This is a genomic window from Hydrophilobacter chitinilyticus, assembly GCF_049860745.1.
GTDB lineage: Bacteria > Pseudomonadota > Gammaproteobacteria > Burkholderiales > Burkholderiaceae_C > Rhodoferax_B.
Window position 1 is genome coordinate 2,973,896 of record NZ_CP187561.1, and the last position, 18,823, is coordinate 2,992,718.

The window sequence follows — 18,823 nt, forward strand, 5'->3', positions numbered from 1 at the left end:
CAATACATTTTTGATACACGGCTGAAACACGACACTAGAATGGACTGGAGACCTAGCCTGTCCGCAAACATCTCTTCAACCAGGAGACGATATGCATATCGGCGTACTCGAAGACGACCCCTCCCAGTGCGAACTGCTGCTGGCGCTGTTGGAAGACGGTCAACACACTGCACGTGGCTTCGGTTTGGCTGAAACCTTCCGCGAAGGTATCAAACGTGAAACCTTTGACCTGCTCTTGGTCGACTGGAACTTGCCTGACGGCACCGGCGGCGAAGTGATCGAGTGGGTCCGTGGCAACGTCGGCTGGCACCTGCCGGTGGTGGTGGTTACCGCTGAGGAAGAAGAGCAGACCGTGGTCGCCGCGCTCAAAGCTGGCGCTGACGACTACATCGTCAAGCCTCCCAAACCGTTGGAACTGTTGGCACGCGTGAACTCGGCCTTGCGTCGCGCGCGCCCCAGTGCGCTGGAGATTTTGCGCGTGGGCGACTACGAGATCGACATTCAGCGCGAACGCTTGAGCGTGGGGGGGGTCCCCGTGACCATGACCCAAAAAGAATTCGATCTGGCGGTGCTGCTGTTCCAAAGCATGGGCAAAATTTTGTCACGCGACCACTTGCTGGACAAAGTCTGGGGGCGTTCTGCCGATGTCGATACCCGCACCGTAGACACCCATGTCAGCCGACTGCGGCGCAAGCTGTCACTCGATGGCAGCCGTGGCTGGAAACTGGCGCCGGTGTATGGTTTTGGTTATCGGTTTGACCGGGTCAATGTGACTTGATCCCGATTGGGGGAGGGGCTGCAATCTCTGGCTCTCTAACGTTCGGGCGCCCTCCAAAACACACTCAAGCCATTCGGCCACTTCTTCAGAAACTCACATCCACCATCACGTTGTCGGTGTATGAGCCTGCGGCCGGTGTTGTTTGGCTTTGGTAGACGCGTGCCGTGTAGGGAATGGTCTGCACAGTGGTGCCATCTGCCGCAGCCGGACCATCGGCTCGCGCTGTGGTCAGGGGGCCCCAGACGGTGCTGTCGGCCTTGAAAATGTCGTAGGCCAAACGGTTCGTGCCATTGGCCATGTTGCGTTGGCCGCTGGCCGAGAAACCACCCGTGCTCAAACCCACGGTGTAGGTCAGATTTTTTGTGCAACGCAACGACAGGCTTTGCGACACTGTGGGAAAACCCGCGACCAAAGGCGCGCTGCCGAAGTTGATCGTAGGGGCGGTGATGACGCAGTCGTTCGTCACGACAAGGGTGATCGGCAAATTCTGTGTCACTGTGCCGTTGTACAGCGTACCCAGGCACAGGCCGCCCACATTCACCAGGCCTTCGCAGATGTTGGCGTAAGTCCAAGTGAGTTGCAGCGTATCGGTATAGGTGCCGGCTGGAATGTTGGCGCCAGGCGTTGTCGAAATGTAGACGGGCACTTGACCACCGCCGCCTGAGTTGAGCAGCGTGAGCAAGCTGTTGCCGTTGACGTTCACGACCAACAGACCGTTCGTGTAGGCCGTGTTCATGCCAGGGTCGCTGTAGATCTGGTACGGAATGGTGTTGGTGCCGTTTTTCAACGTCAACCCGGTGACCGATGCCTGCAGCGTGCCCTTGATTGACGGTGTGCCGGCCAGTACAGACAGCACCACGCCGCCGCAGGTGTATGAAAAGCTTCCGCTGCCGGTGACGGCAGCGCCGCTTTGTACGCGAAAAGAGGTCACCGTTCCCAACGCGCCGCCGGTGTTCGCCATGGTGCAGGCCCATACCGCTTGCGAGCACCATAGCGAGGCCAATAACAGCAGCAGCGAGCGCAGCCGCAGAACGGAGAAGGGGGGCGTCATGTGCGGAGTCCTTTGCACAAGGTGGCGAAAGTGAAGGAAGTGAATCTTCATGGCGATGCAGTTCCTGCAGATGGGGGGGGGATGAGCGTATAGAGTGCGCCCGGTGCCGATGAAGAGCTCTGCGCGTCCGCATCTACCTGCGAAGCGGTGACGGCGCTGGGCCAGCTGAAAGCCTGCTGCAAGACCTCTGATTTGCAAGTCAGTGGCCCGATGCGCATCACTTCATTGCTTTCGGTGTCGAGTGTGAAGACGACGCGGCACTGGCGATTGCCGGGGCTGCGCACCAGGAGTTCGTTCTGCGTTGTCAACCCCTCCAGATAGACCAGGCCATCCCAGCCGACGACCGTGTTCTGGCCGCTTTGCACGTGCTGCACCGACGAGCCCATGGGCAACGGCTGCCCCAAGGGGTCCACCAATGTGATGCGTGCCGCCAGTGTTTTCTGGATCATGAAGGTGGCCAATGCGCCACTGCCCGAGCGCACCGCGAGGCGTTGCTGGGATTGCGGGACCTGCATGTTGTCCGGCAGATCCAGCACGTCAACCTCTACCCGTGCAGGGTAATAGCCAGGTACGCCCGGCACCAACAAGTGGCCGTTGCCATCGGTGCGCCCCATCAACTGATTCTCGTAGCGTACGGGCACATTTGGCACGCCGTTGGTGGACACCAGCATGAAGGCATCGTTGATGCGGTTGGCTGCAAACAGCCCGCCATCCATCCAGACGACGGATCCCGTCGCCCCCATCCAACTGGAGGTTGTCTGGCCATGCGCAGACACCCCGCCTTGGAGTTGAGCGTAGTTGGTGCGCCAGGTACCGCTGGCCTGGCGGTAGTTGCTGGTGTTGCCGTTGTTGGCATAAGACAGGTTCCAGCCGAGACCGCCGTCGCTTGGTGTGGTGCGGCTGTAGTTCACCTGGCTGCCAGTGTTCTTGCCGTCGTTCAAGGCGCCCAGGCTCAGCATGTTGCGTTCATCCAGTGCAAAGGTGAGTTGCACCTGCACGGTCACGTCGCCACCGCCGCCCAGTGCCTTGTTGACGTTGACCGACAGGAACGTGCTGCCACCCAGCGACTTGTTGTACGACAGGCTTACCAGTCGGGTGCGTTGCTGGTCGGCGGCCACCACGTCGAAGTACGCGGCCGCAAAGGCCCCGGCATCTCCCAGGGAGAGGCTGGCGTTGGCTTGTGTGCTGCGCCTGTTTAACTGCAAGCCACCGCTGTCGTAGTTGGTCAGGTCGCTGTAGTCGCTGCTGCGCAGGGTTTGCTGGGCACCCACACCATAGCTGCGGCCGTTGTACTGGTAGCCGTAGTTCAACTGGTGTCCGCCGGTGCCACGCACCTGGCTTTGGCTCCATGCGGCGTTGGCCACGCCAAATGAACCCAGCCCCACAACGCCGCCCAGTCCACCCACCACCAAAGACGGTGCCACTTCGCCACGCGTTTCAAGCGTGACGCCATCGGTCAGGCCGATGCGGTAGCCGCCATTGGCCGCTGCGGGACCATAGGAGAAATTGCGCGTGCCATAGTCGCGGCGCAGCGCGCCCAGGGCAAAGCTGTAATCGGTCAGGTCCTTGCGCAGCAAGGTATTGGCGACGTAAAACGGTACGGTGGTGACCACCTGGCGGCCCAGGGCGTCGGTGGTCACCATCGAGGCTTCGCCCGCGCCGTTGATATAGGGCATGGTGTTCAGCGCAAATGGACCCGGCTGTACGTTTTCTGTGCCGGCCTTGTAGCCGTTGATGAACAAGTCTACGGCTGACGGCACGGCCGCCTGTCCACGAAACTGGGGTAGTGGGTAGGTGATCAAATCCGGCCGTATCGTGAAGTTGCGCGCGAATTGCACGCCGCCCAAACGCACCGCACTGCCCCAGGACAGCGGCGCGGCAATCAAGTCGCCCAGGCTGTAGGTGCGCACATCTTCGGTGCTGGAGTAGGTCCAGCGCGTGTCATAGCGCACGTAGCCGCGATCTTGCGATGTGTCACGGTAAACACCATTGTTAGTGAACGTGCCCCAGGTGCCGAACACCCGCTGCTCTGACAGAAGCGAGGCACTGGAGCCCGCGCGGTCGGGGTTGCTCATGTACAGATCGTAGTTGAGCAACGCGCCGTTGCTGGCTTTGGCAGACAACGGTTTGACGGCACCTTCCTCGCCGATTTCCTGGTTGGGTAGCCAGTCAGGTGGCACGGTGATCTTCAGCCGTTGGCCGATAGAGTCGTACTCGACCTGTGCGCCGAGAATCTGATCGACTGCCGCTAATCCATCTGGACTGGGCTCGGCTCGCACGTTCAGAGAACGCAGGGTTTCGACCGATACAAAGTAGTGGCCGTTGCGCAACTGAACCGGCACCACTTTGCCACTGCTTTGCTCGTTCACCACCAGCTCCAGATAAAGGGTGATTTGTGCTGGCATGCCACGGCTGGGTGGGGGCGGCAAAGGTTGCGCACCCGCAGGTGACACCCACACCAATGGCATGCCGGCTGCGAGCGCGCAGCATAGCGAGAAGAGGGCGCTTGGGCGTCTGTGCGCGGCATGGAGGGTGGTCCTCAGGGGATCGAGCACGGGCGGTCTGGCGCGAGTGACTAGACAGGGTGGAAGGGGGACGGGTGAGCGCACTCGGCAGGGTCTTTATGGACTTACTGCGGGGTGAGCTGAGTCGCTGTTTGCGCGCCGTTGATGCGCGCTTCGGGTTGGAGTCCGGGCGGCGGAGGCCCGGCCAATGGCCAACGCATTTCAGAGCCCGCGAGCACGTAGCCCAACAGGCCGGCATTGATCACTTGAGGTTGTGGTGCGCCGCTCCATTGCACACTGGTCAAGCGGGCGTGCATATTGCCGCTGTTGCGGATGACCAGATAGTGGCTGTCGCCCTCGCGCACCGTACGCCAGCGCAGATCGACTTGGCCCGTTTGCGTAGGGTTGCCTTGGGCGACCTTGGTGATCATGCCCTTGCCGTTGACGAACAGCGGCACGGAGTAGCGGATCTGCAGCTTCACGCCAATGGTGGCACTGGGCGAGCTACCCAATACGCCGTCTTTGGGCGGGTCTACGTCAGGCAGTTCGTCGACCAGCACGCGGTAGGCCTGTTCTTCCCCCGGCGCGACGGGGCCGGTGTTCATCAGCCGGACCAGTTGGCGTTGACCGGCTGGGATGGTGGCTAGAGGAGGGCTAGCCAATACTTGTTCCTGGTTTTCAAAGTTTTCAGCGGTACCGGATTGGGTCCAGCGAAACACGCGTATTTGCAAGGACACGTTGTCGGCCCCACGGTTCTCCAGCCACATGGCGGCAGCGCGTTGGCCGTCCTCGATGACGGGGTCGACCGGCCAGATCATCACCGAACTGGCGGCCTGCGCCGTCTGAAGCCAGCACCCGCAGGTGACGACCCATAACCAGGAGCAAAACCAAAAACCGAGTCGTCTGTGCCATGTGCCCTGCATATGCAAAACTCCTTCGGGGTGAGAGGTTGAAAGAACGGTTACCAGGTGAGTACCACCTGCACGGTATCGCTATAAATGCCTGCTGGAAGGCCGCTACCCGGCGGCAGCGCAACGCCATACACCGGCAGGTTCATGGCCAGGCCGCTGCTGCTGGCCGCGATGCCTGTGCCGGGTTGGTAGGGTGTGGCCATGGTGGCCGAGGTATAGAGGTTGTAGGGCAGGTAGTAGGTGCCCATCTTCAAACGGCGTTGTGAGCCCACGGCATTCAAGCCGGCATCGATGACGACTGTCACACTGGCACCGGGTGTGCATTGGATTTGGGCCAACTGCCCGCCACTGGCGGTAAGAGAGGCCGGCACACTGGCGGAGGAAACGGCCGAGTGGGTGCCAAAGTCGATCATGCCAAAGGCAATGCCACTGGTTTGGGTGACGTTGCCTACCACCAGGCACCCGGGAACCACCGCTGCGTTCACGGCAAAGGTGGCCGTGGTCGGTATGGGAGTGGTTGCGTAGGCCATCATCGAACCCGCGAACCCCACCAGAGCGGTCAATCCCGTCATTAAGGGCAGACGCGAAATGCGCATGCTGTCTCCTTTGAGTGCCGTGACTGGTTTACTTTGCCACAATTTGCAACATTAGGAAATGAAGCGCACCCGAACTGGATAGGCTCCACGGGTTTTTCATTACCAACTGAGGGTAACTTGCAACACGTCCACATAAGTACCAGACGTCATACCGTTGGTGCTGGTCTTGTTGATACGGCCATAGACAGGCAGGTTTATCGCTGCACCAGTGCCGGGCAAGGTTACGCCCAAGGCCGTCGCGTTGGCGGGGTAAGCGGTGGTCAAAGCCGCATCGCTATAGACCTCGTAAGGCAGGAAGCTGGTGCCCAACTTCATGGCACGCGAGCCGGTACCGATGCTGCCGCCCTGACCGGCGTTGTTACCCCCGCTGACGGCCACGGTCAACGCTGTCACATCAGGCGAACAGACGATTTGTGTGGCGCCAGCACCACCCACACCGCCAGTGGCGTTGGCGGTCAGAACACCGGTGAAAGTGCTGGGCTGCGAGCCGAAATCCAAGGTGCCCAGGTTCACGCCGCTGGTGCCCGCGCCAGAGGCACCGCTGATGTAGCAGCCGGCTTGCAGCACCATTTGTGAGTTCAGTTGACCGGCCATGTTGCCAGAGGCTTGTGCGCTGAACGAGGTCATGCCCAGGCCCAGAGCAAGTGCCACAACAGCAGAGGTCGCGGCGGTCGAAATCTTGGTCGTTGTCTTCATGATCGTCTCCATGCGTCGTACGGCATTGGCCGTCGGACTTTGCGGTAACGCTTTTAGGAGTGCATGCGTCGCGGCAAAGTTAGGTGAGTTCCGAAGCAGGGCTCTCATCTGCACCGGGCTTACGAACCTTGTGTGGTTCGATGGAATGAATTGTGGTTCTGGGCGCCCAAAAGATCGTGACGCAAACGTGAACTCTGGCGTTGCACAGATTGGGCTGAGAGGTCAATCGGGAGTCGCCGCAGGGGTGTAAGACATTGTTTTGTTGGCTCGCAACAGGGGGGCTTTGGATAGAGTCGAAATGCGTTTGCTCGGCTCTAGTCCACCGTTTTTCCATCGTTCGCTTCATCAGAAAGTCGTCTTTATGTGCACCAACGCTTGCCACGCCATTCGCTTCACTTTGGCTGCCTCTGCTGCATTGCTCATTTGCGGTAGCGCCTTTGCCGCCTCCATGGCCCCTGTCGCCGCTGAAAACGGCATGGTGGTCAGCGCCCAGCACCTTGCGACCCAGGTGGGTGTCGACGTGCTAAAAAAAGGCGGTAACGCAGTAGATGCAGCCGTGGCCGTAGGCTACGCGTTGGCCGTGGTCTACCCCGCCGCCGGAAACTTGGGCGGCGGTGGTTTCATGACGGTTCAATTGGCCGATGGTCGCAAGACCTTTCTCGACTTTCGCGAAAAGGCGCCTATGGCCGCCACCGCTAACATGTACCTCGACCAGGACGGCAATGTGGTCAAAGGCCTCAGTACGCATGGCTACCTGGCGGTAGGCGTGCCCGGAACGGTGGCCGGCCTGGAGTTGGCGCGTGAAAAGTACGGCACGATGGCCCGCGCGAAACTCATCACGCCGTCAATTCAATTGGCCGAGCGCGGCTTTGTGCTGGAAGAGGGCGACGTGGATCTGCTGCAAACCGCCACAGAAGACTTCAAGAAAGATGCGCCCTCTTCGGCCATCTTTCTCCACAAGGGCGAGCCTTTCAAGATTGGGCAAAAGCTGGTGCAAAAAGACCTGGCTCAAACCCTTAGGGCGGTGAGCCAGAAGGGCGCGGACGGCTTCTACAAAGGCCGCGTTGGCGCAGACATTGTGGCGGCCAGCACGGCGGGAAAGGGCATCATCACACAGGCCGATTTAAACGACTACAAGGTGCGCGAGTTGCCCCCGGTGGAGTGTGACTACCGTGGTTATCACGTGGTGTCCGCGCCGCCACCGAGTTCCGGCGGCGTGGTGATCTGCGAGATGCTGAACATTCTGGAAGGCTACCCCATGAAGGCGCTGGGCTTTCGCTCAGCCCAAGGTGTGCACTACCAAATCGAAGCCATGCGCCATGCCTATCTGGACCGCAACAGCTATCTGGGCGATCCCGACTTCGTGGCGAATCCGCTGGGGCGCTTGCTAGACAAAGGTTACGCCGCGAGTATTCGCGCTGTGATCGACCCGGGCAAAGCCGGTGTCTCGAAGGATTTGAAACCGGGCGTTGCGCCGCACGAAGGCAACAACACCACGCACTATTCCATCGTCGACCGTTTTGGCAATGCGGTGTCTGTGACCTACACCTTGAACGATTGGTTTGGGGCCAAAGTCACCGCGGGCAAAACCGGTGTGTTGCTGAACAACGAGATGGACGACTTTACCGTGAAGGTGGGGGTGCCCAACATGTATGGCCTGGTGCAGGGGGAAGCGAATGCCATTGCCCCTGGTAAGCGGCCTTTAAGTTCCATGAGCCCCACCATCGTCACCAAAGATGGCAAGCCGCTGATGGTGGTGGGCACGCCCGGCGGCAGCCGCATCATCACGGCGGTAATGCATACCATCGTCAACGTGATCGACTACGGCATGAACATCCAGGAGGCGGTGGACGCCCCACGCTTTCACCAACAATGGCTGCCCGACGTGACCAACGTGGAGGCCTATGGTTTGAGCCCCGACACGCGCAAGTTGCTGGTCGACATGGGCCACAATCTTGGCGAACCCCAACCCGCGAACCATGTGGCGGCCATTTTGGTGGGCGCTCCTGCGCTGGAAGGCAACCCGCGCGGGAATAACAAGTTCTATGGGGCGAATGATCCCCGGCGTAACACCGGGTTGGCGCTGGGGTACTGAGCGGATTTGACGGCCCTCCCGGGTTGCGCTGCTTTCAAGCCAACGTATGCGACTGAGGCGAACAAAGCTCCGTCGCTCCAGTCAATTTGCGCCGCAGCTTGGGAGAGATGTTTTGCACCTGCACAAACACCAGCCCATCCAGGGTGTTGTTGAACGATGCATCCAGATTGAAGGCCGCGAACCTTCCTTGCAGGCCCAGGTAGTGCTTGATGAGCATGGGCAAACCCAGATCCGGCGCCACCTCTTGTAGAAACTTGGCGAGTGCCGTGAGTTCGCCCAAACCAGCTAACACGCTGGTGAGGCGCCCCCACTGTGATGGCTTGGTGCCGGGGCTCCATTCAAGAGGATGACGTGGTCGTACCAACTGTTGCAGCACCGGATCCATATGATGGTGTTGCAGCGCATTGAGCAACAGCCCTCGCGCGCTGTCGCTGTAATTGGGGCTGATGCTGACAGGGCCAAACAAACGCTGCACTTCAGGGTGCTGGTCTAGCACTGCGGCAATGCCACCCCACAACAAACGCAAAACACGGCTGCTGCCTTGCCATTCGGGGTGCACAAACGAGCGTCCCAGTTCGATGCATGGGCCCGTATGGACAAACATGTCTTCGTCGAAGTCGAACAGACTGTGTGTGTAGAGCCCTTGCACGCCTTCGGCTGCCACGATGGGCGCGGTGAAACCCAACCGATAGGCTCCGAGAATGGTTTGGTGGCTACTGTGCCAAACGAATAGCTGCTGGTAGCTGTGGTCAAACCTATCGGTGTCGAGCGCTTGACCAGTGCCTTCGCCCACCGCGCGAAACGCCCACTCGCGCAACCGGGCAATTTCAAGCATCGCGTGGGGTAGTTCATGGGCTGGGGCGCAGTAGACCTCGAACTCACCCACGTGTAGCAGTTTGCGTGTGGCCGAAAGCGCTGCGATGTCGCGCGAGAGTGCAAGTGCGGAAATGGCGGGCGCCACGGGGGCGACGGTGGACGAGTGATGCTTGGTCATGAAGCCTCCTGCAAGTTGTTCAACGTGATGCGAGCCTCGCCGCACGCTCCCTGCGCGGTAAACGATCGTTCCACAATGGTCAAGTGCGAGCGTCCATGCACAAGCAAGGTGCTGGCGCGGGTGCCGTAGTCAGGGGTTCGGATGAAGGTCGATGACAGGGCGCGCTCGCGCTCAAGTGGGATGCCCGTGCGGGGTAGGACGTTGTCTGGTGCCGCATCGGCATGCGCTAGGTGAGCCCAGATTTCTGCTTCCAAGGCTGGGGGCAGTTCATGCTGTGGCGGATGGCGGTGCACCGCAGCTTTAAAGCCTGCACGCAAGCGTTGAACCTTCGGCCACGGGGTATCGAAATCAGCGTTGGAGACACTGCCGACGCCAGGTTCGATTGGAAAGTACCGCTGATGGCGGCTTTCGTAGCCGACCAAGTCGCGGCCATCGAACATCAGCAGGTTGAACGGGTTGTAGGCGTTGGATTGCTTCGCCAAATCACGCGCAAAATGCTCTGCGCTTTGGGTGCTGTTCAAGAATGAGGTCACGATGCGGCCACGCGATGGCGCATCGTTTCGCTGCAGGTGAGGCGCGCGGTAGTTGGTCAGCGCGGCCACGCGGCCGTTGTAGCGGTGTGCGCCCAACCATGTGCCGCCATCTTTGAGGTCGCGCCCGGCGAGCAAGGGCGGCATGTGCGGGTCTTCCCACACGTGCAAGGCTTGTGTTGGGCGTGCGTAGAACTCGTCGCGGTTGGCGGCCAAGATGAGTGGAATGCGGGCGTCAGGCTGCCATTGAAAGCTCAGAATACACATAGCGAATGGTTGCGTAAGGTAAGTGCCAAGTTGGCGGCTGCTACTCAGTGCGACTGCGGTGCGCCCGCTGCAGCGCAGGGCAACTGCAAAATGGCATCGGAGACCACAGAAGGTTTCTGCCACAGCAGGAAGTGCCCGTCTTCTGACTGCTTTTGCACTTTCAACCATGGCGCCGGCATGCGTTGTGCCACGTCGTCTGCGGTGGCGGGCATCACCAACTCATCTCGGCTTCCCTGCAGTAGCACAAAGGGCACATGCAGTCGTGGCAGCGCCGCTTCAAGACGTTGCAGCTCCGACGCCAAAGGCATCATTTCTGCGTTCGACAAAATCATCTCAGGTGGAATGAACCACTGCACCGGGCGCCATTGCGCCGCGTAGTTGTACCAACGGGGTTGCTCGCGCTGGGACGACAGGGCTCCTGCGATAGACACGACGCCGCACACCTTGTCCGGCGCATCGATTGCCATCCATGCCGCCAGCGGGCCGCCGAGGGAATGGCCGACAACGATGGCATTCTGCCCCGGCGGGATCCACTGTGCCAGTTGTGCTGCCTGTTGCCGCAAATCGGTCACCACGGGGCCTTTTGAGTGCCCAAACCCGGGCCGGTCCACTGCCACGCGATCACCCAGTTGGAGCAAGCGCGTGTCAGATAGATACGCCGCCCAGGCTTTCCAGTCTCCAGGTGAGCCATGCACGAACAGCAGCATGGGCTTTCCGGCTTGACCCGGCATGCGCATGGCGCTGAGCGTGCGCCCCTCAAGCTCTAGCGTGGCGACGACCGGCCGCTTGCCATCAGGAAATAAGCTTGCGAGGTCGCCGCGCGGATAGGGTGGATTGCCACAGCCTGCCAGCATCCATGATGAAGCAAAAACCAATGCTGAAAGCAGGCACTTGTGTAGCGACATGACTGCGGTGGCTTATTTCGCGAAGATCAACGGCAACCAGAGGCCGCGACGTAACCAGAGCAGCAGAGCGCAACTGATCCACACGCCGCAGGCCAGCATGAAGAGCTGGCCGCCATCGCTGCTACCGTCGGTGTTTTGTACGGCCACACCTAGAGGGGTGAACAGATGGAAGAAGATGGCGCCACTGATCACGCCCAGCCCCAGCGCTGCTCCTGCCGCCTGCAACCCGCGCAAACTGGCAAAAGCGGCTCCCAGTAGCAACAGCACGGAGGCCACCAGTTCAAACGAGCCCACCACCTTTGCTGACGCAATGCCACCGGGTGCAAACACGCCAGGCAGCCCGATGGACAGCGCCCAGGGGTTTAGCTTGGTTTCAAAGATGTAGATGGTCTCAGGCGCATTTGTGAACTTGAAGAACAACGACTGGATGAAGACGAAGGCCACGAACAAGGTCAAAACCCAATGGCCGTTTTTTTTGATGAATTCCATGATGGGCTCCTGGTGTGTTTACTTCTTCAGCAAACCTGAAAATTTGGCGTCCGCGTCGCGGATGTAGCCTGGGCGGTCTTTGTTCCACTTCTTCTGCACATCGGTGTCGTAGTTGAGATAAAGCTTGCCGTCGATCACGGCGAAGTTGTTCGGGTCCACCTTGACCAAGCTGTCGGTGGCCACGCCATAGGCGCAGTAACCACCGTATTGCGGCGCGTATTTTTCAGGCGCGCCTTTGAACAAATCCGCATTGCCTTGGTTGGCAAATTTCCACTTGGCGCCCCTCCACTCCACAACAAAGTGGTCGTCACCTTTGACGGCTTTGTTCTGCACGATATAGGCCACGGTGTCGTAGCCGTTGATCGCTGTGTCGGTTCGGGTCGCAAAGAACGAGTTCGTCAAGGTGTTGATAGGCGGTTCTGCGGCCCAGGCATTGAGGCCCAAGAGCAATGAGGCGCCGACGAAGGTGCGACGAAGAAGTGTGATCATGGTGTCTCCCTGGTGAAAGTTGCCGATATGAATGTCAGTCGAGCGGATGAATGGGCGTCTTACAAAAAAAAAATGCAGGTAGTCCTGAAAAATCAAAACCAGACTTCGCTGCGACGCTGGTCTTCCCGAAGGGCGCGCAACAGCGTCCAAGGGGATGTGGTTGGCGCTCCCGCACGCGCGTGGGCTGCACCAATGTCAAATGCCAGCGACCATTGCCGGAACATCGCGCGGTAGCCTACCCACAGTGGCGTGCCTGGGTGGTAGATGTGGGCGCTTTCTGCCGAGACGCCGTTGACTTCCAGTACTTGCAGGCCTTGCCCGTTCTGGAAGTCTTCTATGCTGGGCACACGCAGGTCGATGCGGCCAAAGGCGTAGCCAGGCAGGGCGTCCAGAAAACGCGTGAGCGTGTGGACCAGTTCTGGCGTGGCCAAGTGGTTGGCATCCAGAAACACACTACCGCGGCAGTGGGCGCCGATCTCCACCAGTTGGATGCGCTCGTTGTCCGCTGGAACCTGCTCAAGTTCTTGGGCCCAACGGGACAACAGGAAACCTGAGATGAGCTTAGCGCGGCTGTCGTTCAAGATCAGCTCTCGCAAGGTGTGTTGCCCGTCACCCATCACATGCGGAAACGTTTTGTGCGTGATTGACAAAATGCTCGCCTGGCGCTGACCGGGTTTGCGTGCCACATAGACGCCGAACTCTTGGCCGGGCACGTACCGCTGAACGATCACGTCCCCAGTGAAGCGGGCCAGATAGTCGTGCGCCTCTTGCCATTGCCTCGCTACAAACACGCCGCGTCCGCGCTGGCCGATGTTGGGCTTGAGCACTACAGGCAAGCCGTGCTCGGCGACAAACGCCTGCGCGGTGTCGAGCCGGGCGCTGAGTTCTCCTGCGGGTATCAGAATAAACGTGGCCACGAGGTCCGGGGCGTTGGTCAGCAGCGGTGCCAGTGCCAGGTGTTTGCGTTCGCCCACCATGCCGCTGGCTTCCAGGCCAGGGTTCGACGCGGTGAACGCCATGTGGCTGCGATGCTTGAGGCCCAGCCACAAAATCCAACAGACAATGGGCAGGTAATACAGCCACGAGGGCCAAAACTCCCAGCGCCAGCCCCGTTCCACGGTGATGCGAAAACGCGCGAGCCACGGGATCTGCTGCTTTGGCGTAGCGCCTTCAGTGGTGAGCCAGGGCAGGGTGCTGGGGCGCAAGGGTGGGCTGATGTGCAATGTGCTACCGGGCGGTGTGAGTTGTCGGGTCATGCTGTGACCTCCGTGGCGGGTGATCGGTTTTCATGGGCGACGGTGGCTGGCGCTTTGCCCAGCCCTGCACCAAAGCTTTTGCCTTCTTGTCTGGCGTAGCCTTGCAGCACCGCAAAGTGATGCACCGCGTGGCTTGCCAGAAATGTGAGTTCTCGCGCTACGCTGGATGGACCGACGAACGTGAACTCGCCCTGCAATCCACCGCGCAAATGCACGGCGACGGTCCGTGTCAAATCTTTGTCACCCCATTGCGCCGACACCAGCCACCGCTGTAACGCACGCAGTTGAGTCAAGGCAAACGCTGGGTCGGTTTCGATGCGAATGTCGCGCGCGCGGTTGTCGTAGTCGACGGTGGGGACCTGCGTGGTCAACGCACCATCGAGTACCCGTTGCAGGGTTTGGTAGTGTTCGATGATGTGCCGCACGTGCGGCCCGATGTGGTCGGAGTACGGGCTGCTGAACGCGGTGTGTTGTGCGATCACGCCTGCGGTTTGCTCCAACACTGCGTGGTTGTAGCGCAGCAATGCGGCGCTGTGGGAGGTGAGGACTTTCATGCTGTGACTTTCTGAGTACGCATCAGCAAGACTGCATAGCTGCTGCAAAACAAGATGTTGGGAACGACACCTGGGGCGAGGGTCAACAAGATGTGCTGGGTGTGGATGGCGGTGTGTACTGCCAGCAGCGTGGCGTAGGTCAGGCCCAAGCCCAACACGGTGGTGCGCGCAGCCCCGCGCCAGCCTTGTGAATGCCCAAGAAAGCGATGGTGGATTTGGCGCATGGCCCACGTGCCGCCAAAAGTGAGCGCGGCGCTGGTGGCCCAGTGAGTGCTACCCACCAGCAGGGCTTGGTGGGCGCCATCACCCCAGTTCGCCCATGTGGCCCAAGCGCCGTAAAACGCACCTCCCAGAATGGCACCGAACCATGAGTCCATGAGCCTGCGTAATCGCCACCACACCGATTGGCGAGTCCGATGAGTAGGCGATAGCGTGGCTTCGTCGTTCTGCGACAGAGGTGGTGCCGTGGCGGATGCAGAGGTTGTGTTCATAAAGATAGGTCAGCCGAGGCTTGGTTACCTATCAGTCGAAGCACCACGCGTTTTCTTACAGCGCCTTCGGCGCCACCTTTGCATGAAAAGGTTTTGGAGACGATTGGATACAGCTACGCCTCAGCCGCCGATAGGGCCTGCGAGGGTAAGGGCGAGAACAGGTCTTTCGACCTTGACTCAGCGTGACAAGTCGTCTCGTGTGCGAAGAAACGTAGCGAACCTGGGCAATCCGCTGGGATTGACGTCGCGATAGCGGTAGCTGATCCAACTGCCTACGGCGGGTGGCTCGCGGCGTTGTGCATCGGTAAATCCCGAGCCGATCTTGAAACGCAATCCCTCGGGCGTCTTCACCATCAGGGCACCCATCTGCCCCTGGTATTTGCCTTGGCCTCGTACCTGGGCGAGCACCTGTGCATCGGCATCGAGGTATGGTTTGAGTTTGACCAAGTCGTCGCTACGCACGGCGCGGTAGAGCGAGTCACCACGATGCAGCATGAGGCCCTCGCCACCGGCTTGCACGATTTCACGCAGCCGTGTCTTCAGCGCTTGTGGGCTGGCCACCTTGTGCTGAATCACCGCCATGACCCAAGGCCTGTTCATTAGGTGCACGGTGTGCTGAAGGGCAGGAATGCGCTCGTCAAATGAGCCGCCATGAGCAGGCAGATCAAACACCATGAAGCGTAGGCGTTGCCAGGCGGTATTGGCCGGCGATTGTTGCCGTGCCGTGGATACCGCTTCATTGAAGCGGCCCCGTCCAGCCCACAACTCACCGTCAAGTGGCGTTGCAGGCCAACCCGCAGTGAACCATGCTGGCGCATGCACGATCTCGCCGCCCCGTGTGCGCAGCACCTTGCCATCCCAGTAGCCGCGCACCCCGTCGTACTTCTCACTGACCCAATAAGCGTCGAGCGGCAAGCCGCTGCGGTAGACATTCGCCAACATCAACGCAGGTGTGGATGGTGGCGATTTGTCTTGCGCTAGGGCCGTGAGGCCGGTGATCGTCAGCCAGCCGCCCAATGCGACTTGCGCGGCTTGCAAAATGCCACGGCGCGAAACAACGTCGACGGTGGACGTCAAATAACTCGTGCGGAAATGTGGCATATCTAAGGGCTTCAATCGTTCGGCGGTCGCGCATTCTAGAAGTCCGTCTTACGCGACAACAGGGATTTGTTCTCGCCTTTGGACCTCAGCGCAGCGGCGGCACGCCGTTTTGCCAAGTGCTCCACTGGCCAACGATGTGGTCCACCACACGTGAGCCCACCAGTTCGATGTTTTGCACGGTCTCGGCAAAGCCGCCTGCGGTTTCGCCTGGCGCGGGGTCCAAGTGTTGCAGCGTGGTTTCGTTCGGGTTGCCCTGGTCAAAGTTCACAGCGCCGCGCAGGCTCATCACGCGGTCGGTGCCGTGGGTGCGTTTGATGACCAGCGTGATGGCGGCGGCCTCCATCTCGGTGATCACGTAGTCGTCTGCACCGTACAGCTTGGCGATGTATTGGGCCTGCTTTGACATGCCAGGGCCGTGGAAAAAGGTGTCGCCGGTCATGTGGGTGCCGGTGCTGACAAACGGCGCGCGCTGCGCGGCCGCGTCGGGGTAACGCGTGCGGTACTTGCGTGCGCTGTCGGAGTCGAGCAGCGGCGTGTCGGCCGACAGCTTCATGGCCCAACTGGTCAGGGTGGGGTTGAGCTGGAAGCGACGGTAGTCCTCGTAGCCTTTGCGCGGCATGAAGGTCGGCTCGCCGGCCTTGTTTTCTTCGGGGGCCCAGCGGTGGCCCAGGTCGTAGTCCACCAGCCAAGTGGCCCAACTTACTTCACCAATGGTGCCGCGCTGAGGCGGTGTGCCAGCCACGCCGGAGATCACGTAATAGGCTTTGGAGAAGTCAAACGCCGGATTAAGCAAAATGGCCTGCATGGACGACGATGAGTTCACCTTGCCCATGCCCAACACCGCGCCGCAAACACCATCGTTGTTGCAATACACCGGGCCCAAAGCGCCGGGAACGTTGATCGGCGTGGCGTCTTTCCAGTAGCGCTCGTACCAATGCTGAAACTCGCCCGCGCGATCACCCGTGTTCTTGCCAATTTCAAACATGGCGGCAACGAACACTTTGACCTGTACAGGTGCTGCGGCTTTAGGTGCTGGGGTAGTGGCACAACCCGTCATCAGGACGACAGTACCGGCGATAGCCAGTGCCGAGGCGACGCGGATGTGAGACGAGGAAATCGAGAAAGAGGAAAACATGAAAACCTTTATGGATAAACACAACGTATGCAGCTTAATTGAAGCAGCATTCGTGCCTTACTGTCCATAACCGTCTCTGCGGATGGTGGGTGCCGCGCTCCCGGTCGCCCCCGGAAGCGGAAAAGCGGCGCTTAGCTGACGCGGAACGAGCCCACCACCCGGGCCAAGTTTTGAGCCTGCTCCCGCATGTTGTCTGTGGCCGCAGTCGACTGCTCCACCAGCGCAGCATTTTGCTGGGTCATCTGGTCAAGCTGCGTGATGGCCGCGTTGATCTCGCTGATGCCTTTGCGTTGGTCGCTGGCGCCAGCGCTGATCTCGCCCACGATGTCCGAGACCTTCTGAATGCTCTGCACGATCTCGGTCATGGTGGCGCCGGCATCGGCCACGAGTGTGGTTCCGGCCTGAACCTTGTCGACGCTGTTGCCGATCAGTGTCTTGATTTCTTTCGCCGCTTCTGCCGAGCGCCCGGCCAAGCTGCGCACTTCGCTGGCCACCACGGCAAAACCACGGCCTTGTTCTCCGGCTCGCGCGGCTTCCACGGCAGCGTTCAGCGCCAGGATATTGGTTTGGAAGGCAATGGCATCGATGGTGCCGATGATCTCGGAAATGCGTGAGGAACTGGCCGAGATCTCGTTCATGGTGGCCACCACCTGCGACACCACGACACCGCCACGGTGGGCAATCGCCGCCGATGTACCGGCCAACTGGCTGGCGGTGCTGGCCGCATCGGCGCTGTGGCGCAAGGCGCCTGTGAGTTCTTCCATAGACGCTGCAGTTTCTTCTAGGCTGCTGGCGGTTTGCTCGGTACGGTTGCTCAGGTCTAGCGTACCGGAGGCAATCTCGCTCGACGCCGTGGCAATCGAGTCGCTGCTGGTGCGTACGCCGCGCATCACGTGTTCAATCTTGTCGACGAAGGCGTTGAACGCGGCTGAAATCTCTGACAACTCATCCTGTCCGCGCACCTGCAGGCGCTGGGTCAGGTCCCCCGAGCCGGAGCCAATTTCGCGCATGGCATTGCGCACCTGGATCAGGCCGCGCAACTGTGTGTTGACCAGAACCGTCACCACCACCATGGCCAGCAGGCCCACCACCAGCAGCGTGACACCAGCGCCGGTCAGCAGTTGGTTCAAGCGCGCCAGGGCCTCGGATTCATCGGCGGCGGTGACCAGCGTCCAGTCGCTATCGGCCACCTGGGCTGCCTTGAGCAAGAACTTGCGGCTATCGATCTCGGCCAGCGCGGGTTCAGCACCGCCCTTGGCGGCTTGGGCGATGACGTCGTTGGTCAACTCCTTGGAGAGGTCGGCCAGCGGCTTCAAGGTCAGGTCGGTGCGCGGGTGCGCAATGATCTTGCCGCTTTTGTCGATGAGGAACGCAAAACCATTCGGCGTTGGTTTAATCTTCTGCAGATCGGCCAAGACGTCTTCCAGCGTGACGTCGGCGCCCGTGACGGCGAAGGTTTTGCCACTGTCTTTCACGGCGTAGGCAAAGGTCACCACCAGCTTTTTGCTGGAGGAGGCGATGTAGGGCTCGGTGATGACCGGCTTGGCGCTGGTGTCGGCCAGCTTGAACCAGGGGCGGGCGGTGGGGTCGTAGTCGGCAGGGCGGTTGCGCGAGGGAATCGACAGCATGCGTTTGTCTGCGTGGCCGATGTAGGCCAGGTCCAGGCGGCCTGATTGCAAGGCTTGCTGCAGCGCTGCGGATGGGTCGGCTTCGCGCGTGTGGGGCGCCAGCGCGGCGACGATGTCTTTCTGCATCGAGACCCAGAGCGCGATCTTGTCGCTCTGCGCGCGGGCGGTGTCGGCCAGCGCGGTGTTGATGTCGTCCTGGATGAAAGAGCGGGCCAGGCGGTAGCTGACCACGGTGGCGATGGCGATGGCGGCCACCACGATGACGATGCAAATACTGATCAGCCGGGCTTTGACGGTTTTGAGCATGACCAGATCCTCATCAACGGTGAAATGTCGGGGTTTACACGGAGGTC

General features: G+C 60.4%; 18 protein-coding genes. 2 read left to right on the top strand and 16 right to left on the bottom strand.

The window, feature by feature from the left end; all coding sequences use genetic code 11:
- Positions 1 to 91: 91 nt before the first annotated feature.
- Entirely contained in the window at positions 92 to 778 is a 687-nt protein-coding gene (locus ACPWMG_RS13140; protein WP_483305081.1) for a response regulator transcription factor, read from the top strand.
- A gap of 85 nt (positions 779 to 863) precedes the next feature.
- On the opposite strand, the gene ACPWMG_RS13145 is transcribed toward ACPWMG_RS13140, so the two are convergent.
- The 5 genes from ACPWMG_RS13145 to ACPWMG_RS13165 all read right to left on the bottom strand — a co-directional run bounded on the left by ACPWMG_RS13145 (position 864) and on the right by ACPWMG_RS13165 (position 6,536).
- A complete protein-coding gene (locus ACPWMG_RS13145) occupies positions 864 to 1,829 on the bottom strand; it encodes a Csu type fimbrial protein (RefSeq protein ID WP_483305082.1) in 966 nt (321 codons plus the stop codon).
- Positions 1,830 to 1,876: 47 nt separating this feature from the next.
- The gene (locus tag ACPWMG_RS13150; protein ID WP_483305083.1) at positions 1,877 to 4,234 is read right to left on the bottom strand and encodes a fimbria/pilus outer membrane usher protein; all 2,358 of its coding nucleotides are present in this window, start codon (positions 4,232 to 4,234) and stop codon (positions 1,877 to 1,879) included.
- A gap of 224 nt (positions 4,235 to 4,458) precedes the next feature.
- Positions 4,459 to 5,151: a fimbrial biogenesis chaperone gene (locus ACPWMG_RS13155; protein WP_483305084.1), complete on the bottom strand. Its 693-nt coding sequence runs from the start codon at positions 5,149 to 5,151 to the stop codon at positions 4,459 to 4,461.
- A 143-nt stretch (positions 5,152 to 5,294) separates the two neighbouring features.
- On the bottom strand, positions 5,295 to 5,840 hold the full coding sequence (locus tag ACPWMG_RS13160) for a Csu type fimbrial protein (RefSeq protein WP_483305085.1): 546 nt from the start codon (positions 5,838 to 5,840) through the stop codon (positions 5,295 to 5,297).
- A 99-nt stretch (positions 5,841 to 5,939) separates the two neighbouring features.
- A complete protein-coding gene (locus ACPWMG_RS13165; RefSeq protein ID WP_483305086.1) occupies positions 5,940 to 6,536 on the bottom strand; it encodes a Csu type fimbrial protein in 597 nt (198 codons plus the stop codon).
- Between the two features lie 361 nt (positions 6,537 to 6,897).
- Between ACPWMG_RS13165 and ggt the strand changes: the two genes are divergently transcribed.
- Positions 6,898 to 8,631, top strand: a complete 1,734-nt coding sequence (ggt, locus tag ACPWMG_RS13170) for a gamma-glutamyltransferase (RefSeq protein ID WP_483305087.1) — start codon at positions 6,898 to 6,900, stop codon at positions 8,629 to 8,631.
- Between the two features lie 34 nt (positions 8,632 to 8,665).
- On the opposite strand, the gene ACPWMG_RS13175 is transcribed toward ggt, so the two are convergent.
- The 11 genes from ACPWMG_RS13175 to ACPWMG_RS13225 form a co-directional block, all read right to left on the bottom strand.
- Positions 8,666 to 9,625, bottom strand: a complete 960-nt coding sequence (locus tag ACPWMG_RS13175; protein ID WP_483305088.1) for a GNAT family N-acetyltransferase — start codon at positions 9,623 to 9,625, stop codon at positions 8,666 to 8,668.
- Positions 9,622 to 10,422 (bottom strand): NRDE family protein, encoded by an 801-nt coding sequence (locus ACPWMG_RS13180; protein WP_483305089.1) that lies wholly within the window; start codon positions 10,420 to 10,422, stop codon positions 9,622 to 9,624. The genes ACPWMG_RS13175 and ACPWMG_RS13180 overlap by 4 nt, the downstream gene beginning before the upstream one ends.
- Positions 10,423 to 10,466: 44 nt before the next feature.
- Positions 10,467 to 11,327 (bottom strand): alpha/beta fold hydrolase, encoded by an 861-nt coding sequence (locus ACPWMG_RS13185; RefSeq protein ID WP_483305090.1) that lies wholly within the window; start codon positions 11,325 to 11,327, stop codon positions 10,467 to 10,469.
- Between the two features lie 12 nt (positions 11,328 to 11,339).
- Positions 11,340 to 11,816 (bottom strand): hypothetical protein, encoded by a 477-nt coding sequence (locus ACPWMG_RS13190; RefSeq protein WP_483305091.1) that lies wholly within the window; start codon positions 11,814 to 11,816, stop codon positions 11,340 to 11,342.
- Positions 11,817 to 11,834: 18 nt separating this feature from the next.
- Positions 11,835 to 12,305 (bottom strand): YHS domain-containing (seleno)protein, encoded by a 471-nt coding sequence (locus ACPWMG_RS13195; protein ID WP_483305092.1) that lies wholly within the window; start codon positions 12,303 to 12,305, stop codon positions 11,835 to 11,837.
- A gap of 92 nt (positions 12,306 to 12,397) precedes the next feature.
- Complete coding sequence (locus ACPWMG_RS13200; RefSeq protein WP_483305093.1) at positions 12,398 to 13,561, bottom strand: hypothetical protein; 1,164 nt, start codon at positions 13,559 to 13,561, stop codon at positions 12,398 to 12,400.
- On the bottom strand, positions 13,558 to 14,115 hold the full coding sequence (locus ACPWMG_RS13205; RefSeq protein WP_483305094.1) for a hypothetical protein: 558 nt from the start codon (positions 14,113 to 14,115) through the stop codon (positions 13,558 to 13,560). Before ACPWMG_RS13205 ends, ACPWMG_RS13200 begins: the two co-directional genes overlap by 4 nt.
- Positions 14,112 to 14,492, bottom strand: coding sequence for a hypothetical protein (locus tag ACPWMG_RS13210; RefSeq protein WP_483305095.1), 381 nt, complete (start codon positions 14,490 to 14,492; stop codon positions 14,112 to 14,114). The genes ACPWMG_RS13205 and ACPWMG_RS13210 overlap by 4 nt, the downstream gene beginning before the upstream one ends.
- 291 nt (positions 14,493 to 14,783) lie before the next feature.
- Entirely contained in the window at positions 14,784 to 15,707 is a 924-nt protein-coding gene (locus ACPWMG_RS13215; protein ID WP_483305096.1) for a DNA ligase, read from the bottom strand.
- An 85-nt stretch (positions 15,708 to 15,792) separates the two neighbouring features.
- Positions 15,793 to 16,842 (bottom strand): purine-nucleoside phosphorylase, encoded by a 1,050-nt coding sequence (locus tag ACPWMG_RS13220; protein ID WP_483305097.1) that lies wholly within the window; start codon positions 16,840 to 16,842, stop codon positions 15,793 to 15,795.
- Between the two features lie 131 nt (positions 16,843 to 16,973).
- Positions 16,974 to 18,776: a methyl-accepting chemotaxis protein gene (locus ACPWMG_RS13225; protein WP_483305098.1), complete on the bottom strand. Its 1,803-nt coding sequence runs from the start codon at positions 18,774 to 18,776 to the stop codon at positions 16,974 to 16,976.
- Between the last annotated feature and the right edge of the window lie 47 nt (positions 18,777 to 18,823).

What these genes read in the sequence shown, in the direction of transcription:
- ACPWMG_RS13140 (WP_483305081.1), top strand. Translation starts at nt 92, where the DNA reads ATGCATATCGGCGTACTCGAAGACGACCCCTCCCAGTGCGAACTGCTG.
- ACPWMG_RS13145 (WP_483305082.1), bottom strand. Translation starts at nt 1,829, where the DNA reads ATGACGCCCCCCTTCTCCGTTCTGCGGCTGCGCTCGCTGCTGCTGTTA.
- ACPWMG_RS13150 (WP_483305083.1), bottom strand. Translation starts at nt 4,234, where the DNA reads ATGCCAGCACAAATCACCCTTTATCTGGAGCTGGTGGTGAACGAGCAA.
- ACPWMG_RS13155 (WP_483305084.1), bottom strand. Translation starts at nt 5,151, where the DNA reads ATGATCTGGCCGGTCGACCCCGTCATCGAGGACGGCCAACGCGCTGCC.
- ACPWMG_RS13160 (WP_483305085.1), bottom strand. Translation starts at nt 5,840, where the DNA reads ATGCGCATTTCGCGTCTGCCCTTAATGACGGGATTGACCGCTCTGGTG.
- ACPWMG_RS13165 (WP_483305086.1), bottom strand. Translation starts at nt 6,536, where the DNA reads ATGAAGACAACGACCAAGATTTCGACCGCCGCGACCTCTGCTGTTGTG.
- ggt (WP_483305087.1), top strand. Translation starts at nt 6,898, where the DNA reads ATGTGCACCAACGCTTGCCACGCCATTCGCTTCACTTTGGCTGCCTCT.
- ACPWMG_RS13175 (WP_483305088.1), bottom strand. Translation starts at nt 9,625, where the DNA reads ATGACCAAGCATCACTCGTCCACCGTCGCCCCCGTGGCGCCCGCCATT.
- ACPWMG_RS13180 (WP_483305089.1), bottom strand. Translation starts at nt 10,422, where the DNA reads ATGTGTATTCTGAGCTTTCAATGGCAGCCTGACGCCCGCATTCCACTC.
- ACPWMG_RS13185 (WP_483305090.1), bottom strand. Translation starts at nt 11,327, where the DNA reads ATGTCGCTACACAAGTGCCTGCTTTCAGCATTGGTTTTTGCTTCATCA.
- ACPWMG_RS13190 (WP_483305091.1), bottom strand. Translation starts at nt 11,816, where the DNA reads ATGGAATTCATCAAAAAAAACGGCCATTGGGTTTTGACCTTGTTCGTG.
- ACPWMG_RS13195 (WP_483305092.1), bottom strand. Translation starts at nt 12,305, where the DNA reads ATGATCACACTTCTTCGTCGCACCTTCGTCGGCGCCTCATTGCTCTTG.
- ACPWMG_RS13200 (WP_483305093.1), bottom strand. Translation starts at nt 13,561, where the DNA reads ATGACCCGACAACTCACACCGCCCGGTAGCACATTGCACATCAGCCCA.
- ACPWMG_RS13205 (WP_483305094.1), bottom strand. Translation starts at nt 14,115, where the DNA reads ATGAAAGTCCTCACCTCCCACAGCGCCGCATTGCTGCGCTACAACCAC.
- ACPWMG_RS13210 (WP_483305095.1), bottom strand. Translation starts at nt 14,492, where the DNA reads ATGGACTCATGGTTCGGTGCCATTCTGGGAGGTGCGTTTTACGGCGCT.
- ACPWMG_RS13215 (WP_483305096.1), bottom strand. Translation starts at nt 15,707, where the DNA reads ATGCCACATTTCCGCACGAGTTATTTGACGTCCACCGTCGACGTTGTT.
- ACPWMG_RS13220 (WP_483305097.1), bottom strand. Translation starts at nt 16,842, where the DNA reads ATGTTTTCCTCTTTCTCGATTTCCTCGTCTCACATCCGCGTCGCCTCG.
- ACPWMG_RS13225 (WP_483305098.1), bottom strand. Translation starts at nt 18,776, where the DNA reads ATGCTCAAAACCGTCAAAGCCCGGCTGATCAGTATTTGCATCGTCATC.